The organism is Xanthomonas euvesicatoria (assembly GCF_013112235.1).
GTDB classification, from domain to species: domain Bacteria; phylum Pseudomonadota; class Gammaproteobacteria; order Xanthomonadales; family Xanthomonadaceae; genus Xanthomonas; species Xanthomonas euvesicatoria.
Map to the genome: position 1 here is coordinate 2,290,620 of NZ_JABFFS010000001.1, position 20,620 is coordinate 2,311,239.

Genomic DNA, 20,620 nt, shown 5'->3' on the forward strand with positions numbered 1-20,620 from the left:
ACACGCTTGCAGGTTTGGGTGAGTTGGTGGAACAGGCCTCGGTGCGGTTGCGTAGTCAACGCTCCGTGTCGGGGCTGCGTCTTGGGGTGATCGCTAAACGTCCTGGGATGCGCTGGTGACGGCGTTCGCCACCATGCGCGATCAACCGAGCTGCGTCGTACTAACCAAGCACGCGCGATACATCCAACACCGACGTGGCGTGCGTTGCGCAAGCGCAAATGGCGATAATGTGCCCCTCTCTGCGCAGCCCTCCCCATGAACGCAACCGACTCCCTCTCCGCCTGGCTCGCCTATATCGAGCAGCAGCATCCCAGTGCCATTGCGATGGGCCTGGAGCGCGTGCGCGCGGTTGCGGCGCGGTTGCAGCTTGCCGCGCCGGCCACGCATGTCATCGTCGTGGGCGGCACCAATGGCAAGGGCTCGACGGTGGCCTTCATCGAGGCGATCGGGCGTGCTGCCGGCTGGAAGGTGGGGGCCTACACCTCGCCGCATCTGCTGCGCTACAACGAGCGCGTGCGCATCGATGGCGAAGAGGCCAGCGACGCGCAGCTGGTCGACGCGTTTGCAGCGGTCGAAGCAGCACGCGGCGACACCGCGTTGACCTATTTCGAGTTCGGTACGCTGGCGGCGCTGTGGTTGTTTCAGCAGTCGGCGCTGGAGTTGGCGGTGCTGGAAATCGGCCTTGGCGGGCGCCTGGATGCGGTCAACATCGTCGATTCGGATGTGGCAGTGATCACCACGGTCGATCTCGACCACACCGACTGGCTGGGCGAGGACCGCGAGGCCATCGGCGCCGAGAAGGCCGGCATCATCCGCGCATGGAAGCCGGTGGTGCTGGGCGAGATCGACCCGCCGTCCAGTGTGCTGCGTCGCGCCTACCAGCTGGGTGCCAATGCCATCCGTGCCGGCAGCGATTATTTCTTCGAGCCGATCGACACACGGCACGCCGAGAGCCCGCAATCCGACGCGCCGCGCTGGCGCTGGCGCGATGTGGCAGTGACGTTGGAACTGCCGATGCCGGCACTGCGTGCGCCAGTGCAGCTGGCCAACGCCGCTGCCGCGATCGCCGCGTTGCAGGCATTGCCGGTGGAAGTGCCCGACGCGGCCTGGGCGCAGGGCATCGGCAACGCGCAAGTGGCCGGGCGACTGCAGCGGCTTGAGGTCAATGGCGTACAGGTACTGCTGGATGTCGGACACAACCCGCAGGCCGCACGCGCGCTGGCCGCCGCGCTCGGTACGCAGGCGCATGCCGGCCGCACCTATGCGATCTACGCCGCATTGGCCGACAAGGATGTGCTGGGCGTGGTGGAGGCAGTGGCTGGGCAGATCGACCACTGGGCGCTGGCGGGGCTGGAAGGCGCGCGCGGCCAATCGGCGCAAGCATTGCATGCCCGTCTGCAAGGCAGTGCCGCCGCGCAGGCGCCGTGTCATCGCGATGTTGCCAGTGCAGTGCGCGCGGTCCTGGACAGGGCCAGCCCCGGCGACCGCGTGCTGGTGTTCGGCTCGTTTCACACCGTGGCCGACGCGCTCGACGCACTTCATTCAGCCCGCTGAGGTCGTCGGGGTGGCGCCGGCCTTATAATCGCCGCGGCACCCCGCCACGCCGCCTCTCGTCTCTTCCGTGGATACTGCTCTGAAACAGCGACTGATTGGCGCCATCGTTCTGGTGGCGCTTGCCGTGATCTTCCTGCCGATGCTGGTCAAGGGCCCCGCGCCGTCGAGCGGTGTGGCCGATGTACCGCTCGAGGCGCCCGCAGCGCCCGCCAATGGCGAGTTCGAAACCCGCGAATTGCCGCTGGTCACTCCGGGCAATGCGCCGGCCGGTGGGGCGCTAGGCATGGCCGGTGCGCCGGCGCCGGTGCAGAACAACCCCGATGCCGCCGATCTGGCCGCTCCGTCCAGCACGCCCTCGGCTCCGGAAGTGGCTGCCGGCAACTACGCAGTGAATTTTGGTGCATACGCCACCAGCGCCGACGCCGACGCGGTGATTGCGCGGCTCAAGCAGGCGCAATTGCCCGGCTTCAGCGAAAAGACCCAGATCAACGGCCGCCCCGCCTGGCGCGTGCGCGTGGGGCCGTATGCCGACCAGGCGCAGGCCGAATCGGCCCGGCTGCAGGCAGTGAAGGTACGCAGCGACGTCAACGCCCAGGTGGTGACGTTGGACGCCAACGCCGCCGCGCCGGCGCCTGTCGCCAGCGCACCGGCGCCTGCGCCTGCCGTCAAACCCAGCAGCAGCGTCGCCGCCGCCAGCACCACCGCACCGACCAAGACCGAAAGTCTGCCGCCGGAGCCCGCCAAACCGGTGGCCGCCGCGCCCAAGCCGGCCGAGGTGGCCAAGCCCGTGCCGGCCAAGCCTGAGGTCACCAAGCCCGCCCCCGCCAAGCCCGAGCTTGCCGCCAAGCCTGAACCCGCCAAGCCGGTGGCCACCGCGCCGGCAGCGCCTGCGGCCAGTGCGGTCGGGTTTGCAGTGCAGCTGGGCGCGTTCGGTCGTGCCGAAGATGCCGATGCCTTGCGCGACCGCGTGCGCGCTGCCGGCTTCAGTGCCTTCGTCGAACAGGTGCGGACCGACAAGGGCGCGTTGAACCGCGTGCGCGTCGGCCCGGTCGCCAATCGCAGCGATGCCGAACAGTTGCGTGCCCAGGTGGCAGCCAAGGTCGGTATCTCCGGCATGGTGCGTCCGCATCCGTAACCGCCATGCCGGCCGCAAGCAAACGCGGCCGCCGCGCAGGTGGCCGCCGCTCGTACACTGCACTGCCGGCGGACCGTCACGTGTCTGCCAACTGCCTGCACTGCGCGCCTGCAGCTGCTGGATTTTCCAACGCCTCGCACCCATGGAGGGGAGGGCAATGACGACCGAGCCCCATTGCATTCACGGCGCGCGCGCCACGCGGAGAGGTTGCCCATGATCGACATGGTGCTGGGCGTCATCATTCTGGTGTCGGCCCTGTTGGGCTTGTTGCGCGGCTTTGTGGCCATCGTGGTGGGTACGTTGTCGTGGTTGCTGGCCGGCTGGGCCACCTTCATGTTCGGCGGCGCGGCCGCGCGCTGGCTGGCCGATGGCAAGCATCCGTCTGCGACCGAATCGTTCGGCGGCTACGCCATGGTGTTCGTCGGTGTGCTGATCAGCGTGGCGGTGATTGGCATGGTGATCCGCGCGGGCGTGGATGCGATCAAGCTCGGCGGCACCGACCGCATGCTCGGGTTCGGCCTGGGCGTGGTGCGCGGTGCGTTTCTGGCCAGCGTGCTGGTGCTGCTGATGGGCTTCACCCCGCTGCCGCGCGAGCCGGCATGGCGCCAGTCGGTGCTGCTGCCCATGCTGCAGCCGGGCGCGGGCTGGATGCGGGCACAACTGCCGGCCTGGCGAATGCCATCGATGGAGATGCCATCAATGGAACTCGGCAACTTGCCCACGGAGTTGGGGAAGTTGCCTTCGGCAGGCGATAATACGGACCTGGGCAAGGCACTTGGCGGTTCCGGGCTGAGCGACACCATCACCCGTGCGCTTGGCAACCCCGGCAAGACGGCTGGCGACGGACGCGATCCGACGCAGGCGATGCCGGCCAACATCGATCCGGCGCAGGTTCGCGGCGGAGAAAGCGACCCGGCTCGGGTCGAATCCCAAGGCCAGGCACGGCCACCTTCACAGTAACGGCGCAAGCCGAAGCGGAGAACGCGCACCATGTGTGGCATCGTCGGTATTGTCGGCAACCAGAACGTCGCCGGGCAGCTATATGACGGCCTGACCGTCCTGCAGCATCGTGGGCAGGACGCCGCGGGCATCGCGACCGCAGATGGCACGCGCCTGCGCGTGCAGAAGGCCAACGGCCTGGTGCGCGACGTCTTCGACGAAAAGAAGATGGCGGTGCTGGAAGGGCGCGTCGGCATCGCCCATTGCCGCTACCCGACCGCAGGCTCGGAAGGCATGGACGAGGCGCAGCCGTTCTACGTCAACTCGCCCTACGGCATCGCGCTGGCGCACAACGGCAACCTGATCAACACCGAGGCCTTGCGCCAGCAGGTGTTCGAAGCCGACCGCCGCAACATCAATACCGATTCGGACAGCGAAGTGCTGTTGAACGTGTTCGCCTACGAGCTGGACGCGCAGCGCATGCTCACCCCCGAAGCGGCGATCCGCGCGGTGGCCGGCGTGCACCGCCGTTGCAAGGGCGGTTATGCGGTGGTCAGCGTGGTGCTGGGCCTGGGCCTGGTGGCGTTCCGCGACCCGCACGGCATCCGCCCGCTGGTGCTGGGCAAGCGCGAACACGCCGAAGGCACCGAATACATCGTGTCCTCCGAGTCGGCAGCGCTGGATATCCTCGGCTACCAGCGGATGCGCGATGTGCGCCCGGGCGAAGCGCTGGTGATCACCGCGCGCGGCGAGCTGTTCTCGGAAGTCTGCGCCGCACCGACCAACAACGCGCCGTGCATTTTCGAGTACGTGTACTTCGCGCGCCCCGATTCGATGATCGACAACATCTCGGTGCACAAGGCGCGCATGCGCATGGGCCTGAAGCTGGGCGAAAAGATCCTGCGCCTGCGACCGGACCATGACATCGACACCATCATTCCGATCCCGGACACCTCGCGCGATGTGGCGCTGGAGATGTCCAACGTGCTCGGCGTGAAGTACCGCGAGGGCTTCGTCAAGAATCGCTACGTGGGCCGCACCTTCATCATGCCGGGGCAGGGCGAACGGCAGAAATCGGTGCGCCGCAAGCTCAATCCGATCCACCTGGAATTCCGTAACCGTGTGGTGCTGCTGGTGGACGATTCCATCGTGCGCGGCACCACCAGCCGGCAGATCGTGCAGATGGCGCGCGATGCCGGTGCGCGCAAGGTGTACCTGGCCTCGGCCGCGCCGCCGGTGCGTTACCCCAACATCTACGGCATCGACATGCCGGCGGCCGAAGAGCTCATCGCACATGGCCGCAGCGAGCTGGAAATCCAGGAGTTTCTGGGCTGCGACTGGCTGATCTACCAGGATCTGGAAGACCTGGAAGTGGCAGTGCGCGAGGGCAACCCGGACATCAAGCAGTTCGATTCCTCGTGCTTCAACGGCGAATACATCACCGGCATCGAGCCGGGGTATTTCGAACGCATCCAGCAGCTGCGCTCGGACGATGCCAAGAAGCGTCGCCGCGCCTGAGTCACCGAACCAGGGCGGCCGATTGGCCGCGCTGGTTGGCGTGCGGAGAGGGTCGGCGAGGTGCGGCAAACAAAACACCGCAGCTATCGACACGCTCGATGAAGCGCGCCTGCGCAACGGGCAGCTACCTGCGGCCGAACATGTGCAAGCGCAGTGCGTTTCTGCAGCGCGCCAGTGCCCCGTGCGGCCAACGGCGTGAGCAGCGATCCGTTCGCAAGCGCGGATCTGTTCGACGCTGCGCGGCTGTGCCTGGACCAGGCCGACCCGCGACAGAAAGTCGCGCTGACCCAGCACTACGCGGCCGCCTTTCGCGAAGGCGTCTTGACGCTCGATCCGGCAGCGCCTGCGCCTGCGCCGATCCGTATGCCAGGCCGTCCGGCAACGCCACTGCTGGTGCATCCGCGCCACTTGCCGCGCCGTGGACTGGGCACGCCGGAAGGGCGCGCTGCGTTTATCCATGCCATTGCGCACATCGAACTCAACGCCATCGATCTGGCCTGGGATGCGGTGTATCGCTTTCGCGGGCTTCCCGCGGCGTTCTATGCCGATTGGGTCGCGGTCGCCGACGATGAATCGCGCCACTTCATGCTGCTGCGCGCACGATTGCAGGCGCACGACCACGACTACGGCGATTTCGCCGCGCATAACGGGCTGTGGGAAATGTGTGAGAAGACTGCACACGACGGCCTGGCGCGCATGGCCCTGGTGCCGCGCGTGCTCGAAGCGCGCGGCCTGGACGTGACACCGGCGATGATCGTCAAACTTCGTTCGCTCGGCGACGCTGCCACTGCCGAGGTGCTCGAAACCATCCTGCGCGAAGAGGTGGCGCACGTGGCCGCCGGCTCGCGTTGGTACCGGTGGTATTGCGAGCAGGCCGGTGTCGAGCCGCGCGCACGCTTCAAGGCGCTGCTGCGCGAATACGCTGGCGGGTATCTGCATGGGCCGTTCAATCTGCAGGCGCGCCTGCTTGCCGGTTTCGACGAGGACGAGCTGGCCGACCTGGTGGAGCAGGCTGGCTGAGCGTGCCTGCACGGGAGCTGCGAATCTGCGTTCGTGACCTGTACTGTGAATCTACCTGACGCATGCGTGCGCGGATTCCAGTGACGCCACACACGCCGCGTCACGCGCCACAGCTTGGAGCGCACCTTCACGTCATGGCCGATGAGGCGGGCATCCATGCACGCGATGCCATGCATGACGACCTGGCGTCACTCGCCATCTGCACCGACGCCGACGCAGCGGTGTCCACGACACAGGCGAGGATCGACGCAGCCAATCGCTGGGCGGACGCAATCGGGTCCATGTGCATCGATCCATAGGGCGACGCAGGATCGCCGTATTGTCCGTGAAGACGGCTTGTGCTCGTTTGACGCACGCCTTCAGCACGCGCTCTTTCAGTACGACTGTGCGCTGGTTCCCGTTCGAGAGCTGCTGGAATCGCATCCAGGGATTGGTAAACATCACAGAAACATAATTTTCCGTTGTAACAACTTGCATTCTGTGCAGTGCCACGCGCCCTAATGGCGTCCCGGGGACAGGGGCCCGGTGTTTCACATCCGTAACTTTCATGTCTTAGGAGAGAAAGACGATGAAGTCGAAGTCGATGTGCACCACGGTCGGTCTGATTGCCATGTGCCTGGCCGGCTCGGCCGCCGCTGCCGGCAAGCCGTTGTATCAAACCGGCCCTGCGCTGAGCCGCAGTGCCGCCGCCACCGCTGCAGCCGAACCTTCGCTGCAACGCCTGTTGAGCGCCCCGTCCACTGCCAACGCGCAGGTGGTTCAGCTCGATGCCGGCGCGGTAACCGCCTCGGAAAAATTGCTGGAGCTACAGCTGGATGGCCAGACCATCACCGCTACCCAGGCCAAGGTCGATGCCCTGGAGGGTGGCGACAGCGTCTGGTACGGCAACCTCGGGCCGCGTGCCGGCACCCGCGCACGCACGCTCTCGGGCGTGGACCCGCTGAACTCGGCCATCTTGGTGCGCAGCGGCGACACCGTGACCGGCACGATTCGCTACGCCGGCAAGCTCTATCGCCTGCGTCCGCTGGCCGATGGCCGCCACGTGCTGGTGCAGGTGGATGAGCAGCGCATGCCGCAGGAGCATCCGGCCGAATACAGCCTGCTGCCGAAGTTCGACATGCCCGGCGACGGACGCGTGACTGCCGCTGCTGCCTCATCAGGTAGCCCGGCCACCATTCGCGTGCTCGTGGTGGCCACCAACAAGGCCGTGACCGCTTACGGCGGCAACATGCAGTCGCTGGTGCAACTGGCGGTGGCCGAAGCCAACCAGGGCTACATCAACAGCAACGTGGGTATCACCCTGCAGCTGGCGCGCTACGAGACCACCAGCTACACCGAGACCGGCAACTTCACGACCGACCTGCAGCGTTTCCGCGTGACCAACGACGGCTACATGGACAGCATCCACACCAGCCGCAACACCTACACGGCCGATGTGGGAGTCATCGTGCTGGACAACAGCAGCTACTGCGGCCTAGCGTCGGGTATTGGCTCTAACGCCGCGAGCGCATTTGCGTCGGTGTACTGGGATTGCGCCACCGGCTACTACAGCTTCGCTCATGAAATCGGGCATCTGCAAAGCGCACGCCACGACGCCACCAACGACCCGAGCACCTCGCCGTATGCGTATGGCCACGGCTACCGCTACGGCAACAGCTGGCGCACCATCATGGCCTACGACTGCACCAGCGGTTGCCCACGCCTGAACTACTGGTCCAACCCCAACATCAGCTACAACGGCGTGCCCATGGGCAATGCCAGCACCGCCGACAACCAACGCGTGCTGGTCAATACCAAGGCCACGATTGCGGCCTTCCGTTGAGCGGTTGTTGACCGATCCAAGCCCGGCCCGGCACCGCAAGTGCCGGGCGTTTTGGCTACACCCGCGCGCATGGATCGCGCAGACTAGGCGCACCGCCGGTGACTGCCGGCCTTGTCCTGTCGAGCGGAGCCCTCATGTCCACGTCTCTGCGTCATGCGCTTGTGTTCCTGGCCGCGCTGACGGTTGCCGGATGCAAGCAGCAACCGGCCGACCCTGTCGCCACGCAACCCAAACCTGCCGTGAGCGCACCGGCGCCACCCCCCGGCGGCGACGCGCAGGCCCGCGCACTGCAGGCGCTCGAAAGCCGCTTGCAGGGCGACAAGGTGTACCCGGATAACTGCATCAGCATCATGGCCGAGGACGGCGATGCGCCTGCGCCGGACACGTTCGATTTTGCGGTGCGCGAACGCCATGGCGACGGCTGCCCCGGCGACCCGCAGACCAGCCCGGTACGCGACCGTTTCCGCGTACAGGCCGATGGCACGCTGCTGTGGTACGACGTGGTGAATGCCGATTTCGTCGACTACGCCGAGCGTGCGCGAAGCCTGCAGTGATGCGGTGCGGTCATTGATTGGCACGCTCGACGATGCTGCGTACCTCGATCGGCAAGCGCTGCCGATCCATCGTTGCATCGCCGCGTGTCTGTGGCGTCAGGCGCGCTTTCGATCTTGCTGCGTGCCTTGAATGCAGCACCGCGTCGCTGCGCCTGCCATGGCAGGCGCGTGGATCTGCCGCGCTATAACGCCAACTGCTCCAGCGACACGCCATCGGCATCCACGCGCAGGACCGATCCTTGCTCGTACCAGTCGCCCAGCACGATGCGCGTGCAGGTGTTGCCGCCGGCCTGCAAGGTGTGGATGGCAGGGCGATGGGTGTGGCCATGGATCAGCCGATCCAGCCCGTAACGCACGAAGGTGGCTTCCACTTCGGCGGGCGAGACATCGGTGACGGTTTCGAAGCGCGACTGGTCGCCCTGCTTGAGTTCTGCATGCCGCGCCTGGCTGGCAGCGCGCGCCTGCTGCGCGAACGCGACGCGTGCGGCCAGCGGCTGGGCCAGGAACTGCGCCTGGAACACCGGGTCGCGCGTCTGCGCGCGGAAGGCCTGGTAGGCCGTGTCGTCGGTGCACAGCAAATCGCCGTGCATCAGCAGCGTGGTGTGCCCGTACAGATCGATGACGGTGGGGTCGGGCAGGATCCGGAAGCCCGCGCGCTGCGCATAGGTTTCGCCTACCAGGAAGTCGCGGTTGCCTGCCATGAAGAACACCGGCACCCCGGAATCTGCCACTGCATGCAGGGCCACCGCCACTGCATCGGCGGCGGTGGATGGGGTGTCGTCGCCGATCCAGGCTTCGAACAGATCGCCCAGGATGTAGAGCGCGTCGCTGCCGGGAACCTGCGTGCGCAGGAACTCCAGAAACAACTCGGTGATTGCCGGCCGGGCCGGATCCAGATGCAGGTCGGAAATGAACAGGGTCGTCATTGCGCCATTGTACGGCGGCAGCGCGGGGCGGGAATCGGGAATCGGGAATCGGGAATCGCAGAAGCATTGCAGCTTCGCGGCGATTGGTGTGCCAACTTGCAACGACGCCGCAGGCTGGCGATCGCCATTCAGACATCCTGCGGGTCGCACGCGCCGTGGGACATGCGCGTGGGTGGGCAACCTGCCGTCAGTTCACCGCGTACCGGCAGCGCAAGATCCCCTCTCCCTGCGGGAGAGGGGTGGGGGGGGGGGAGGGTACGGGGCGAAGCCACGCGCTGGAGTCGCAATTGCTGCGCTGGGGCTCTTTTCGGCTTTAGCGAAAACACCCATCGACGGCGAGTGCATGAGGCTTCGCACGTACCCTCATCGGCCGTTCTCCCCCATAAAGGAGGACAATGTCCCGAAGGGAGAAAGATGAGGCGAAGAGGCCTTGTTGCTGACTGGGCAGCGTCTTGGTACCTGTCCGTTTGCCGTTACGCTTACCTGTCAGCGAGCCGCCATCACGCAACCCCTAGCGCTTATCCCAACACCACCGGCAAGCCCCACAGCGACAGGCTGGCCAGCAGCACGCCGATCAGCGTGGCGGCCAGCACGTCGCTGGGATAATGCAGCCCCAGCACCACCCGCGAGAGCGCCACGCCGGCCGAAAACGGCACCAGCAAGGGGGCCAGCCAGGGGTAATAGGCCAGCGCCACGATGCTGAAGGACACCGCGTGCAAGGTATGGCCGGAGGGAAAGCTGAACTCGTCCAGCGGTGCCACCCATGCGCGAATACGCACGTCCGCCGCATATGGCCGCGGACGCCGGGTCCAGCGTTTGAGCGCCTTGTAGAGCGTCAATGCAAGCACGCCGGTGGCAGCCATGTGCGCCGATGCACGTACACCGTCCATGCCGTCGAGCACCACCAGCAACCCCATCAAGGCGTACCAGAACACGCCGTCGCCCAGGCGGCTGATAGTGGCGAAGACGCGCCGTACCGGGTGGCGTCGGCACCACAGATTGGCGCGTCGGCACCAGCGCGCTTCGTGACCGCGCAAGACCTCAAGCCGCGTTGACGACATAACGCCCCCGTGCAGCGCTGATCCCCAGCAACAAGGCTTCGAAGTCGCAGACCACATTGTCCGGATGCAATTTTTTCATCGCCTGCGCCGCCGCCGTGCCCATGCGCTGGCGCAGGGCGTCGTCTTCGGTGAGCGCGACGGCGGCCTGGATAAAGGCCTCGTCGGTGTCCACCGCCGCGCCGGTATGGCCGTTGCGCAGATATTCGCGGGCCGCGCCGTAATCGAAAGCGACCGTCGCCACGCCGCTGGCCATCGCTTCCAGCGTCACGTTGCCGAAGGTTTCGCTGCGGCTGGGAAACAGGAACAGATCGCCGCTGGCGAAGTGACGGGCCAATGCATCGCCACGCTGGACGCCGCAGAAGATGAAGTCCGGATTGTCGTGCGCAAGCTTCTCGCGCGCCGGGCCATCGCCCACCCAGACGAAGCGTGCCTTCGGGCGGATCTGCTGCAGTTTGCGAAAGGCGCGTACGGCCAACGGCAGATTCTTTTCGCTGGCGATGCGCCCCACATAGATGGCGGCAAAGCCTTCGCCTTCGATGCCCCAATCGGCGCGCAATGCGCAATCGCGACGGCTCGGATCGAATTGCTGGCTATCCACTGCCCGCGCCAGCAATTGCACACGCTCAAAGCCATCGTTGCGCAGGAACTGCTGCAGCTCGCGCGTGGGCACCAGGGTGGCATCGGCCTGGTTGTGGAAGCGCCGCATCCAGCGCAACGCGGTGCCCTGCAGCCAGGCAGCGCCGTAGTCGGGCAGGTATTCGTCGAAGCGGGTGTGGAAGCCGGTGGCGACCGGAATGCCGAGCCGGCGGGCTGCGCGCATTGCCGACCAGCCCAGGGGGCCTTCCGTGGCCACATAGATCGCGTCCGGCTGCGTGCTGCGCCAATGACGGACGAGGCGTTGCGTCGCCGGCAGGCCGAATTTCAATCCCGGGTAGCGCGGCAACGAGGCGCCACGCACCAGCAGCGCATCGGTCGGGGCGGTATCGGCGCTCTGGCGTGGCCGCACCACATCCACCTGGTGTCCGCGCGTGCGCAGACCGGTTTCCAGACCATGCACGGTCAACGCAACACCGTTGACCTCGGGGGGATAGGTTTCGGTAACGATCGCGTAGCGCATGCCCGTTCTCCCGTTTTGACTAGCTTCCGGGAGTGCGATGGCATTGATGTTGCGCTAGTAAGACGTGGCGGTGACAGCTGTGACGGGAATGGAGAATCGGGAATCGGGAATCGCAAAGGCAGCGTGCTGCACCGGTTCGGCGCCATCGACACCAGTCAGAAACTTCTAAGAGCCCCGTGGTGGTCTATTCCCGATTCCCGCCTGAGGCCGCAGGCCTCAGGTCACAAACGGTTTGAACGCAATTCCCAGCCCGGCCATGCTGTCGACTTCGCCGATCAGGTCGGCGCGCAGCAGCGGGCGCGAGTCGATCCAGCTTTGCGACAGGATCAACGACAGCCGGGTGTCGTCGGCGGTGAGTTCCAGGGTCGGAATCGGGTCGGACTCATGCGCGCGGTGCAGCAACACCGCCAGTCGCAGCAGCGCAGCCTTGCGTCGGGTTGGCAGCAGCAGGCGGTCGGGCAGCGCATCGAAGGCCGTCTTGGGCACATTGCGCCGGTGCGTGCGTACCAGCGCCGCCAGCACCTGCTGTTCCTGTCGCGAAAAACCCGCGATATCCGAATGTTCCAGGATGTAGCTGCCGTGCACGTGGTACTGGCTGTGCGCGATGATCAGCCCCAGCTCGTGCAGGCGCGCGGCGCGGCGCAGCACCTGCGCATCGTCGCCATCCAGTTGCCAGGATTCGCAGACCTGGTCGAACAGGCGGCAGGCGGTCGCTTCCACGCGCTGCGCCTGCACTTCGTCGATGCCGTAGCGCTGCATCAGCGAGGTCACCGAACTGTCGCGCGGGTCGTTCTCGCCGCCGCGGCCAAGCATGTCGTACAGGATGCCTTCGCGCATCGCCGCCTTGCTGACCATCAGTTTCTCCAGCCCCAGCGCCTGGAACGCAGCCTCCAGCACCAGGATGCCACCGGCGATGATCGGCCGCCGTTCGGCCGCCAGGCCGGGCAGCTGGATGTCTTCGATGCGCTTGGCCTTGAGCAACTCATCGCGCAGCGCCGGCAATGCCTGCGCCGTGATCGCGCCCTTGGTCAGCTTCATCGCAGCGCACATCTCGCCGATGGCCTTGTGCGTGCCGGACGAGCCGATCGCCTCGTGCCAGCCCAGTGCCTTGTACTGGCCGGCAAATTGCTGGAACTCGGCGCCGATCTCGGTCAGCGCGTCCTTCCATTTCTTCTTGGATAATTTGCCGCCGGGGAAAAACCGCCGCGTGCTGGCAATGCATCCGGCCTGCAGACTTTCGCGTTCCAGTGTCTGAAACCCGCGGCCGATGATGAACTCGGTCGAGCCGCCGCCGATGTCGATCACCAGCCGGCGTTGGTCGGGCTTGGGCGGTTGCGCATGCGCAACACCAAGATAGATCAGGCGCGCTTCCTCGCGCCCGCTGACCACTTCGATCGCATGGCCCAGCGCGGTTTCGGCCGGCATCAAAAACGCCTGTGGCGAACGCAGCTGACGCACCGTGTTGGTCGCCAGCGCACGCACGCGCAGCGAAGGCACGTCGCGAATGCGCTGGCCGAACCGCGCCAGGCATTCCAGTGCGCGCTGTCGCGCTTCATTGGAGAGCCCACCTTTGCCATCCAGGCCATCGGCCATGCGCACGGTCTCGCGCAGGCGATCGACGACGCGCAGCTGACCCATCAGGTAGCGCGCAATGACCATGTGGAAACTGTTGGAGCCTAGGTCGATGGCGGCAAGAAAATCGCCATCGCGCAGGGGCGGAATCGTGGGGGAGGGCATTGGCATGGCCGCATGGTAGCCGATGGGCTGTTGGCCACGTGAGAGGCCATGCGTGCGCCCAGCGGCAGGCGCACCAGATCTGCATTCGCAAGCGCGGCAAGCGGGCGGTCAATCGCCGTGATGGGCATGCCGCATGCCTGCGCAAGCGGCTTGCACCTGGCGTGCGGCAGTGCGCGCTCAGATCCGCTCGAGCAAGGTCATCTGCGCCGAATGCGCCGGCTCGCCCGGGGCGGGCGTGCGCTTGTGGTACACGCCCTCGGCGTCCAGCTCCCAGGCGCTGACGTTGTCGTCCAGATAGTTCTGCAGCACTTCGCGGTAGATGCGCTTGGCCAGGTCCGGTTCCAGGATCGGGAAGCAGGTCTCCACCCGCCGCAGCAGATTGCGTTCCAGCCAGTCGGCACTGGCGCAGTACAACTCGGCGGCCCCGTCGTTGCCGAACCAGTACACGCGGCTATGTTCCAGAAAGCGGCCCACGATCGAACGCACGCGGATGTTGTCGGACACGCCTGGCACCCCGGGGCGCAGCGTGCAGGCCCCGCGCACGATCAGATCGATCTGCACCCCTGCCTGCGAGGCCATGTACAACGCACGCACCACCTGCGGTTCGTTGAGGGCGTTCATCTTGGCGATGATGCGGCCCGGACGACCCTTGCGGGCCAGCCGTGTCTCGCGATCGATTCGCTTCAATACGCCCGCATGCAGCGTAAACGGCGACTGCAGCAACTGGTCCAGCTTCATGCGCGGCGCAAGTCCGGACAACTGCTGGAACAGCATGTGCACGTCGTTGCCGATCTCGGCATCGGCGGTGATCAGGCTGATGTCGGTATACAGGCGCGCGGTGCCGCTGTGGTAATTGCCGGTGCCCAGGTGCACGTAGCGTTTGAGCTTGCGGCCCTCGCGGCGCACGATCAGCAGCATCTTGGCGTGGGTCTTGAAGCCGACCACGCCGTAGACCACCTGCACGCCGGCTTCCTGCAGCTTGTCGGCCAGGCCCAGGTTGGCTTCTTCATCGAAGCGCGCACGCAACTCCACCACCACCGTGACGTCCTTGCCGTTGCGCGCGGCCAGAATCAGCGCATCGACAATCAACGAATCCTTGCCGGTGCGGTACAGCGTCTGCTTGATCGCCAGCACGTTCGGGTCGACCGCGGCCTGGCGGATGACATCCAGCACCGCGGTAAACGCATCGAAGGGGTGATGCAGCAACACATCGCCTTTTTTGACGATCTCGAAGATGCCCTCGCTGTCGCGCAAGGTGCGCGGATTGAACGAGGGATACTTGAGTTCGGGGCGCTGCACCAGGTCATAGACCTGGGTGACGCGGCTCAGGTTGACCGGCCCGGTGATGCGGTACACCGCGTTCTCGTTCAGGCCGAAATTCTGCAACAAGGTGCGCAGGATCGGCGCCGGGCAATCGTGCGCGATCTCCAGCCGCACCGCCGGACGGTAGCCGCGCGTGACCAGTTCATCGCGCAGCGCCAGTGCCAGGTTTTCGACTTCTTCCTCGTCCACCACCAGTTCGGAATTGCGGGTGACGCGGAACTGGTATGAGCCCATCACCTGCATGCCCGGGAACAGCTCGTCGACGAATTCGGACAACACCGACGACAGGAACACGAAGCTCTGCGTGCCCTCCGGCGACAGGCTGGCCGGCAGCTGGATGATGCGCGGCAGCGAACGTGGTGCGCGCACGATGGCCAGATGCCCGGCGCGACCGAACGCGTCCTGGCCTTCCAGCACCACCACGATGTTCAAGGTCTTGTTGAGGATCTTCGGGAACGGGTGCGCCGGGTCCAGGCCCAGCGGCGACAGCACCGGCATGATCTCGTTGCGGAAATACGCACGCAGCCAGCGTTTCTGCCGCGCCGTCCATGCCGAGCGGCTGAGTACGGCAACGCCTGCGTCTTCCATCGCCGGCCGCAGCACCTCGTTCCACGCGTGGTATTGCTGCTCGACCAATTTGGCGGCGCGATCGTGCACGGCGTTGAGGATGGCGGTCGGGCTCAGCCCGTCCGGTGCCGGCGGCAGCCCGAACTCCTGTGCGTGCCGCACGGTGGCCGCACGGATTTCGAAGAACTCGTCCAGGTTGGTGCACGAGATGCACAGGAAGCGCAGCCGTTCCAGCAATGGCACCTGCTCGTCGAGCGCCTGCGCCAGCACCCGGAAGTTGAAGTCCAGTTGCGACAGCTCGCGGTTGATGTACAGCGCCGGATCACGCAACGGATCGGTGGCGATGTCGTCGCCGGGTGTGATGTCGTGCAGTTCTTTGGCGTGGCCCATGGAATCGATCGTCAAGACGGGTTGTGTAATTGCCTGGGGCGCGCAACGCAGGCAATGCGGCGCGTGGCAGGCGCGTCCATCGCAGCGCGCTGCGGCGCGCACTGACTACATATCACGCCGAGCGTGACAGTGGCACCGATTGCTCGCGCTGCACGACGCGCGCAGGCACGAAATGACACGAGAATTCGCTGCCGCGTCCCACTTCGCTTTCGATGTCCAGGCGCGCCTGATGCAGCCCCAGGATGTGCTTGACGATCGACAGCCCCAGCCCGGTGCCGCCGCTCTCGCGCGAGCGGCTGCTGGACACCCGGTAGAAGCGTTCGGTGATGCGCGGCAGGTGCGAGGCGGGAATGCCATAGCCGGTGTCGCGCACGGCCAGCGCCGCACCATCGCCTTCGCGCACGAAACGGATCGTCACCGTGCCGCCGCCGGGCGTGTAGCGCACCGCATTGGTCACCAGGTTGGAAAACGCACTGTGCAGCTCCTTGTTGGAGCCGAGCAGATCCACGCCGGCCTCGTCGATCACCTCCACGGTGTGGCGGCCCTGGCTGTGCGCCTCGGCCTCGCGGCGCAAGGTCGACAGCATCGGCGCCATCGCCACGTGTTCTTCGCCGAGTTCTTCCTGCGATTCCAGCCGCGACAGCGTCAGCAGGTCTTCGACCAGCTGCGCCATGCGCTGGGATTGCTTGCGCATTTCCGCCAGCATCGGACCCGAATCGGGGAAGTCTTCCGGGTCGAGCATGTCCAGATAACCGTGCACCACCGTCAGCGGGGTACGCAGTTCATGCGAGACGTTGGCCACGAAATCGCGGCGCACCTGTTCCAGCCGCAGCAGCTTGCTGACATCGCGCGCCACCAGCAGCCAGTAGTCGTCGGAGTAGGGGATCAGGCGCAGATTCAGGCGCAGATCCGGGTCTGCCGGCGAGGCGGCATCCAGCATCGGCTCGGCGTTGCGCCCGGCCGCCAGCCAATGCGCCAGCGGCAACGGCTGCAGCCGCTCCACGATCGACACGCCCATGTCGCCGGGATGGTGCAGGCCGAGCAAACCGCCGGCCGCCTTGTTGAACCACTGCACGCGCTGGCTGTTGCGATCCACGACCACCACTGCATCCGGCAGCGCCTGCGCTGCGGCGCGGTAGGTGCGCAACATTTCGATCAGGCGCCGCTTGCGCGCGCGCATTTCGTCCTGGCTGCGATACAGCAGCCGGTCCAGTTCGTTCCAGGCCCCGATTCCGGCCGCAGGCTCGGCACGCTGGCGTGCAGTCAGCCGCCGCAGCACCTGGCGCAGCCGCCAGTAATGCCAGGCCAGCACGCCCAGGGCGGTGAGCGTCAGCGCCATCCACACATGTCCGATCAGCACGCCGACGACGACGGCAGCGCCCAACAACAGCGCGAGGGTGCCGAGCGTCTTGAGCCAGGCGGAACGGATGTGTTGAGGCATGGAAGGCGTTACCACGAAGCGTCAGGTAGGCAGCCACCCGGCCGGACTGCGGCCAGGGCGGCTTTGCGGCACGTCAGGTCGCCGAGGAAAAACGATAGCCCGAGCCGCGCACGGTCTGCACCATGTTTTCCAGCCCGAACGGTTCCAGCGTCTTGCGCAGGCGGCGGATATGCACGTCGATGGTGCGCTCTTCCACATACACGCTGCCACCCCAGACATGGTCCAGCAGCTGGGTGCGTGTATACACGCGCTCGGGGTGTGTCATGAAAAAGTGCAGCAGACGATATTCGGTCGGGCCGATCGGCACCGGCGCATCGCCGGCGAACACCCGGTGCGCGGCGCCGTCGATGCGCAGCTTGCCGACCGCCACGCTACCGTCTTCGTCGTCTTCGCGGGTGCGCCGCATCACCGCGCGGATGCGCGCCAGCAGCTCGCGTGCCGAGAACGGCTTGACCACGTAATCGTCGACGCCGGCTTCCAGGCCGCCCACGCGGTCGTTTTCTTCGCCGCGCGCGGTGAGCATGATGATCGGAATCTCGCGGGTCAGCTGCTCCTTGCGCCAGCGCCTTGCCAGGTCCAGCCCGCTGGTGCCCGGCAACATCCAGTCCAGCAGGATCAGGTCCGGCACGCGGTCGGCGATGGCGGTCTGCGCCTCGCGGGCATCGCCGGCATGGATGGGCTCGAACTCGCCTTTGCGCAGCGCGAACGCCACCATGTCGCGGATCGCGGGTTCGTCATCGACGATCAGAATGCGTTTCTGCACGCGGGGCTTACCGTCTGGCTTTGGTTGATCGCCAGTAGACTACGGTTTTGTGACTCTAATGTGACATCGCCGGCGGCGCCTGCGTGGCGAAACAGGGGCGTGAAGCGGACTGGGCAGTTCCGTTACCGGCCGGCGGCCGCGCGATACCGTGCCGTCGTGAACAGGCCGGCAATGCATCGGCGATCAGCGCGTGGACAAATCCGGGTCGCGGATCCCCTGGCGACGCAACTCCAGCACGGTTGGGGTGATCGCGGCGATGCGCGCATCCACGCGCGCCCGTGTCACATAGTCGAGATCTTTCTTCTTCAGTGCTTCCAGCTGGATCAGGGCCTGTTCGGCGCGGCCGTTCAAAAACGCCGCCTCCGCATACGCTTCGCTGGCGCGCAATGGGTCGCCGGACAGCTCGCAGGCCCGCGCGTAGCTCTGTTGCAGCAATGGGTCGTCGCTGCTCCGGTGCAACAACGGTTCCAGCACCTGGCGCGCGCGCTGGCCGGATTCCTTGCTGGCCTGCTCGTTGAGCGCAGTGGCATAGGTCAGCGCAACCGCGCGGTTGTTCGGCAATTGCTTGAGCAACGCATCGAAGCGGGCATTGGCCGCCTCGCGCGGGCCCACGCGCGCCTGCGCCTCGCTCAGGCCCAGCGCCAGCCACACATTGTCCGGATGCGCCTCGAGCAGGCTGGTCAGCTCGGCTACCGGCTCGCCCGGCCGCCCGCCGCTGTTGCGCAGCCGCGCCAGCGCCAGGCCATAGCGCTGCGGATCGCTCAAGCCTTGTTTGGCGCTGCGGCGCAGGTTTTCGTACTCGCGAATGGCCGCATCCGGCGTGGCTGCGCTGAGCACGCGCAGGCGTTCCTTGGCCCAATCGAAACCCTGCTGGTCGCCGCCGCGGCTGAGCGCATCCACCGGCAACCGCAGCGCGTAAGGGAGCAGCGCGTTGCCATTGCGACTGAGCGGCTCCGACAGCGACGGGTCGGCCGGGTCTACGCGCTCCTGGCGCGTCCCGCCCGGCACCGAGGTGGTCAGCACCACGGTGTTCTTCTTCATCTGTTCGGCGCGCGACTTGGCCTCGCTGATGCGGGTGACGGTCACCGGATGGGTCTGCAGGAAATCCGGCGCGCTGTAGCCGCCCTCGTTGGCGCGCATCGCCACCGACATGCGCTCGAAGAAGCCGGCCATCGCATCCACGTCGTAGCCGCTGCGCGCCAACGTGCGGATGCCCAGCCGGTCGGCTTCGGATTCGTTGGAGCGGGTGTAGTCGATCTGGCGCTGCTGCATCAGCCCCATCGCGCTGGTGATGGTGGCCATGGTGGCGTCGCCCTTGGAGTTGCCCCCGGCCTGCTGCGCTGCCACCACCGCCGCCAGCATGCCGAGCAGGATCGGAATCTGGTCGCGCTGCGCTCGCTCCACTCCACGTAGCACGTGCTGCTGGGTGACGTGGGCGATTTCGTGCGACAGCACCGCCGCCACTTCGTCCTCGCGCTCGGCGGTCAACACCAGCCCGGCATTGACGGCGATGTAGCCGCCCAGCGTGGCGAATGCATTGATCTGGCGGTCGCGCAGCATGAAAAACGTAAACGGCTGCTGCGGTTGGTCGCTGTTGGCGCCCAGCCGGGTGCCCATGGTCTGCAGCCAGTCTGTGATCAGCGGGTCGTCCAGCACGTAGTCGTAGTTGCGCAACTCGGCCAGCATCATCCGGCCGTATTCGGCCTGGCGGGCCGGGGTCAGCAACTCGCCGGCCGACGAACCGATATCGGGCAGGCGGCTTTCCTGCGCAGGTGCCACGCCCATGGCGACGGCCAGCGTGAGGGCAGTGGCGAGCGGTAGCAGGCGCAAGTGGAACTCCCAGGTGGTGCGCGGAGCATGCGGGCAGCCCGGCGCAGAGGCGTGAATCATCGGTTAACCCACAGTGTTGCGGTGACGACATGGAAATTCCAGTCGCCCGGTACCATGTGTCAGACCTCACACCAACCACGGAGTTTCCCGTGAGCCAAGACCATACCGAGCAGGACGCGGCCTCCGGCCCGCAGATCACCCTGTATTCCTCTGCCATCTGCCCGTATTGCGTGGCGGCCAAGAACTTCCTCAAGAGCAAGGGCAAGACCTGGACCGAGGTGCGGATCGACCTGGACCCGGCCGAACGCGACAGGATGATCGCCCTGGCCAAGCGCACCAGCGTGCCGCAGATCTTCGTCGGCGACGTCCACGTGGGCGGCTACGACGACATGATGGCCATGCATCGTGCCGGCAAGCTCGAGCCGCTGCTGGCCGGCAGCGCGGGCGGCCAGGCATGAGTGGTCCCGACGACGGCAGCGCCGACCGCCTGCGCGAGTTCACGCAATTCCGCCAGCGCATGAACCAGCGCATCCTGGCCGAGCCGAATCAGGTGGTGCGGCGGTTCTTCGCGCTGGACACCCAGACCTACCAAGCCGGCGCGCTGGACGTGAAGACCAAGGAACTGCTCGGCCTGGTCGCCTCGATGGTGCTGCGCTGCGACGACTGCATCAGCTATCACGTGGCCCAGTGCAAGGAAGCCGGCGTGACCCGGGAAGAGTTCTTCGAAACCTTCTCGGTCGGCCTGGTGGTCGGCGGCTCCATTGTCATCCCGCATCTTCGCCGCGCGGTGGATTTCCTGGACCAGCTCGAAGGCGGTGCGCAGGCGCCGGCCCAGCACGCACACGACTGAACGGGTCGCTGCGGCACGCAAGTGTCGATCAGGGTTCGTCAAAGCGAGTAACGCACGCGCCGCCCACCGAGGC

17 protein-coding genes are annotated in these 20,620 nt (G+C 66.3%); 9 read left to right on the top strand and 8 right to left on the bottom strand.

Annotated features, from left to right (window positions below):
* Positions 1 to 255: 255 nt before the first annotated feature.
* The 7 genes from folC (at position 256) to HLH45_RS09900 (ending at position 8,542) form a co-directional block, all read left to right on the top strand.
* A complete protein-coding gene (gene folC / locus HLH45_RS09870; protein ID WP_008571632.1) occupies positions 256 to 1,554 on the top strand; it encodes a bifunctional tetrahydrofolate synthase/dihydrofolate synthase in 1,299 nt (432 codons plus the stop codon).
* Positions 1,555 to 1,621: 67 nt separating this feature from the next.
* Positions 1,622 to 2,689 (top strand): SPOR domain-containing protein, encoded by a 1,068-nt coding sequence (locus tag HLH45_RS09875; RefSeq protein WP_008571631.1) that lies wholly within the window; start codon positions 1,622 to 1,624, stop codon positions 2,687 to 2,689.
* Between the two features lie 213 nt (positions 2,690 to 2,902).
* A complete protein-coding gene (locus HLH45_RS09880) occupies positions 2,903 to 3,649 on the top strand; it encodes a CvpA family protein (protein ID WP_008571630.1) in 747 nt (248 codons plus the stop codon).
* 30 nt (positions 3,650 to 3,679) lie between these two features.
* Positions 3,680 to 5,146 carry an amidophosphoribosyltransferase gene (purF, locus tag HLH45_RS09885; protein ID WP_008571628.1) on the top strand — a complete coding sequence of 489 codons (1,467 nt, stop codon included), beginning with the start codon at positions 3,680 to 3,682 and terminating at the stop codon, positions 5,144 to 5,146.
* A 174-nt stretch (positions 5,147 to 5,320) separates the two neighbouring features.
* Positions 5,321 to 6,166 carry a ferritin-like domain-containing protein gene (locus HLH45_RS09890; protein ID WP_014089506.1) on the top strand — a complete coding sequence of 282 codons (846 nt, stop codon included), beginning with the start codon at positions 5,321 to 5,323 and terminating at the stop codon, positions 6,164 to 6,166.
* Positions 6,167 to 6,734: 568 nt separating this feature from the next.
* Positions 6,735 to 7,988 carry a zinc-dependent metalloprotease gene (locus HLH45_RS09895; protein ID WP_008571625.1) on the top strand — a complete coding sequence of 418 codons (1,254 nt, stop codon included), beginning with the start codon at positions 6,735 to 6,737 and terminating at the stop codon, positions 7,986 to 7,988.
* 134 nt (positions 7,989 to 8,122) lie between these two features.
* Positions 8,123 to 8,542, top strand: a complete 420-nt coding sequence (locus HLH45_RS09900; protein ID WP_008571624.1) for a hypothetical protein — start codon at positions 8,123 to 8,125, stop codon at positions 8,540 to 8,542.
* 182 nt (positions 8,543 to 8,724) lie between these two features.
* Here the strand turns inward: HLH45_RS09900 and lpxH are convergent, their stop codons facing one another.
* The 8 genes from lpxH to HLH45_RS09940 all read right to left on the bottom strand — a co-directional run bounded on the left by lpxH (position 8,725) and on the right by HLH45_RS09940 (position 19,697).
* Positions 8,725 to 9,468: a UDP-2,3-diacylglucosamine diphosphatase gene (gene lpxH, locus HLH45_RS09905; RefSeq protein ID WP_008571623.1), complete on the bottom strand. Its 744-nt coding sequence runs from the start codon at positions 9,466 to 9,468 to the stop codon at positions 8,725 to 8,727.
* Positions 9,469 to 9,986: 518 nt separating this feature from the next.
* Positions 9,987 to 10,529 (bottom strand): phosphatase PAP2 family protein, encoded by a 543-nt coding sequence (locus tag HLH45_RS09910; protein WP_008571423.1) that lies wholly within the window; start codon positions 10,527 to 10,529, stop codon positions 9,987 to 9,989.
* Positions 10,510 to 11,646: a glycosyltransferase family 4 protein gene (locus tag HLH45_RS09915; protein ID WP_008571424.1), complete on the bottom strand. Its 1,137-nt coding sequence runs from the start codon at positions 11,644 to 11,646 to the stop codon at positions 10,510 to 10,512. Before HLH45_RS09915 ends, HLH45_RS09910 begins: the two co-directional genes overlap by 20 nt.
* Positions 11,647 to 11,862: 216 nt before the next feature.
* Positions 11,863 to 13,383: an exopolyphosphatase gene (gene ppx, locus HLH45_RS09920; RefSeq protein WP_008571425.1), complete on the bottom strand. Its 1,521-nt coding sequence runs from the start codon at positions 13,381 to 13,383 to the stop codon at positions 11,863 to 11,865.
* Between the two features lie 177 nt (positions 13,384 to 13,560).
* Positions 13,561 to 15,663, bottom strand: coding sequence for a polyphosphate kinase 1 (gene ppk1 / locus HLH45_RS09925; RefSeq protein ID WP_008571427.1), 2,103 nt, complete (start codon positions 15,661 to 15,663; stop codon positions 13,561 to 13,563).
* Between the two features lie 112 nt (positions 15,664 to 15,775).
* Positions 15,776 to 17,104 (bottom strand): phosphate regulon sensor histidine kinase PhoR, encoded by a 1,329-nt coding sequence (gene phoR / locus HLH45_RS09930; protein ID WP_011346580.1) that lies wholly within the window; start codon positions 17,102 to 17,104, stop codon positions 15,776 to 15,778.
* 73 nt (positions 17,105 to 17,177) lie between these two features.
* A complete protein-coding gene (phoB, locus tag HLH45_RS09935; RefSeq protein ID WP_003483753.1) occupies positions 17,178 to 17,867 on the bottom strand; it encodes a phosphate regulon transcriptional regulator PhoB in 690 nt (229 codons plus the stop codon).
* A 183-nt stretch (positions 17,868 to 18,050) separates the two neighbouring features.
* Entirely contained in the window at positions 18,051 to 19,697 is a 1,647-nt protein-coding gene (locus HLH45_RS09940; RefSeq protein ID WP_033837401.1) for a M48 family metalloprotease, read from the bottom strand.
* A gap of 149 nt (positions 19,698 to 19,846) precedes the next feature.
* On the opposite strand from HLH45_RS09940, the gene grxC reads away from it, so the two are divergent.
* Both grxC and HLH45_RS09950 read left to right on the top strand, forming a co-directional pair.
* Entirely contained in the window at positions 19,847 to 20,155 is a 309-nt protein-coding gene (gene grxC / locus HLH45_RS09945) for a glutaredoxin 3 (RefSeq protein ID WP_033478922.1), read from the top strand.
* A complete protein-coding gene (locus HLH45_RS09950) occupies positions 20,152 to 20,547 on the top strand; it encodes a carboxymuconolactone decarboxylase family protein (RefSeq protein WP_008575003.1) in 396 nt (131 codons plus the stop codon). The genes grxC and HLH45_RS09950 overlap by 4 nt, the downstream gene beginning before the upstream one ends.
* Positions 20,548 to 20,620: the final 73 nt, after the last annotated feature.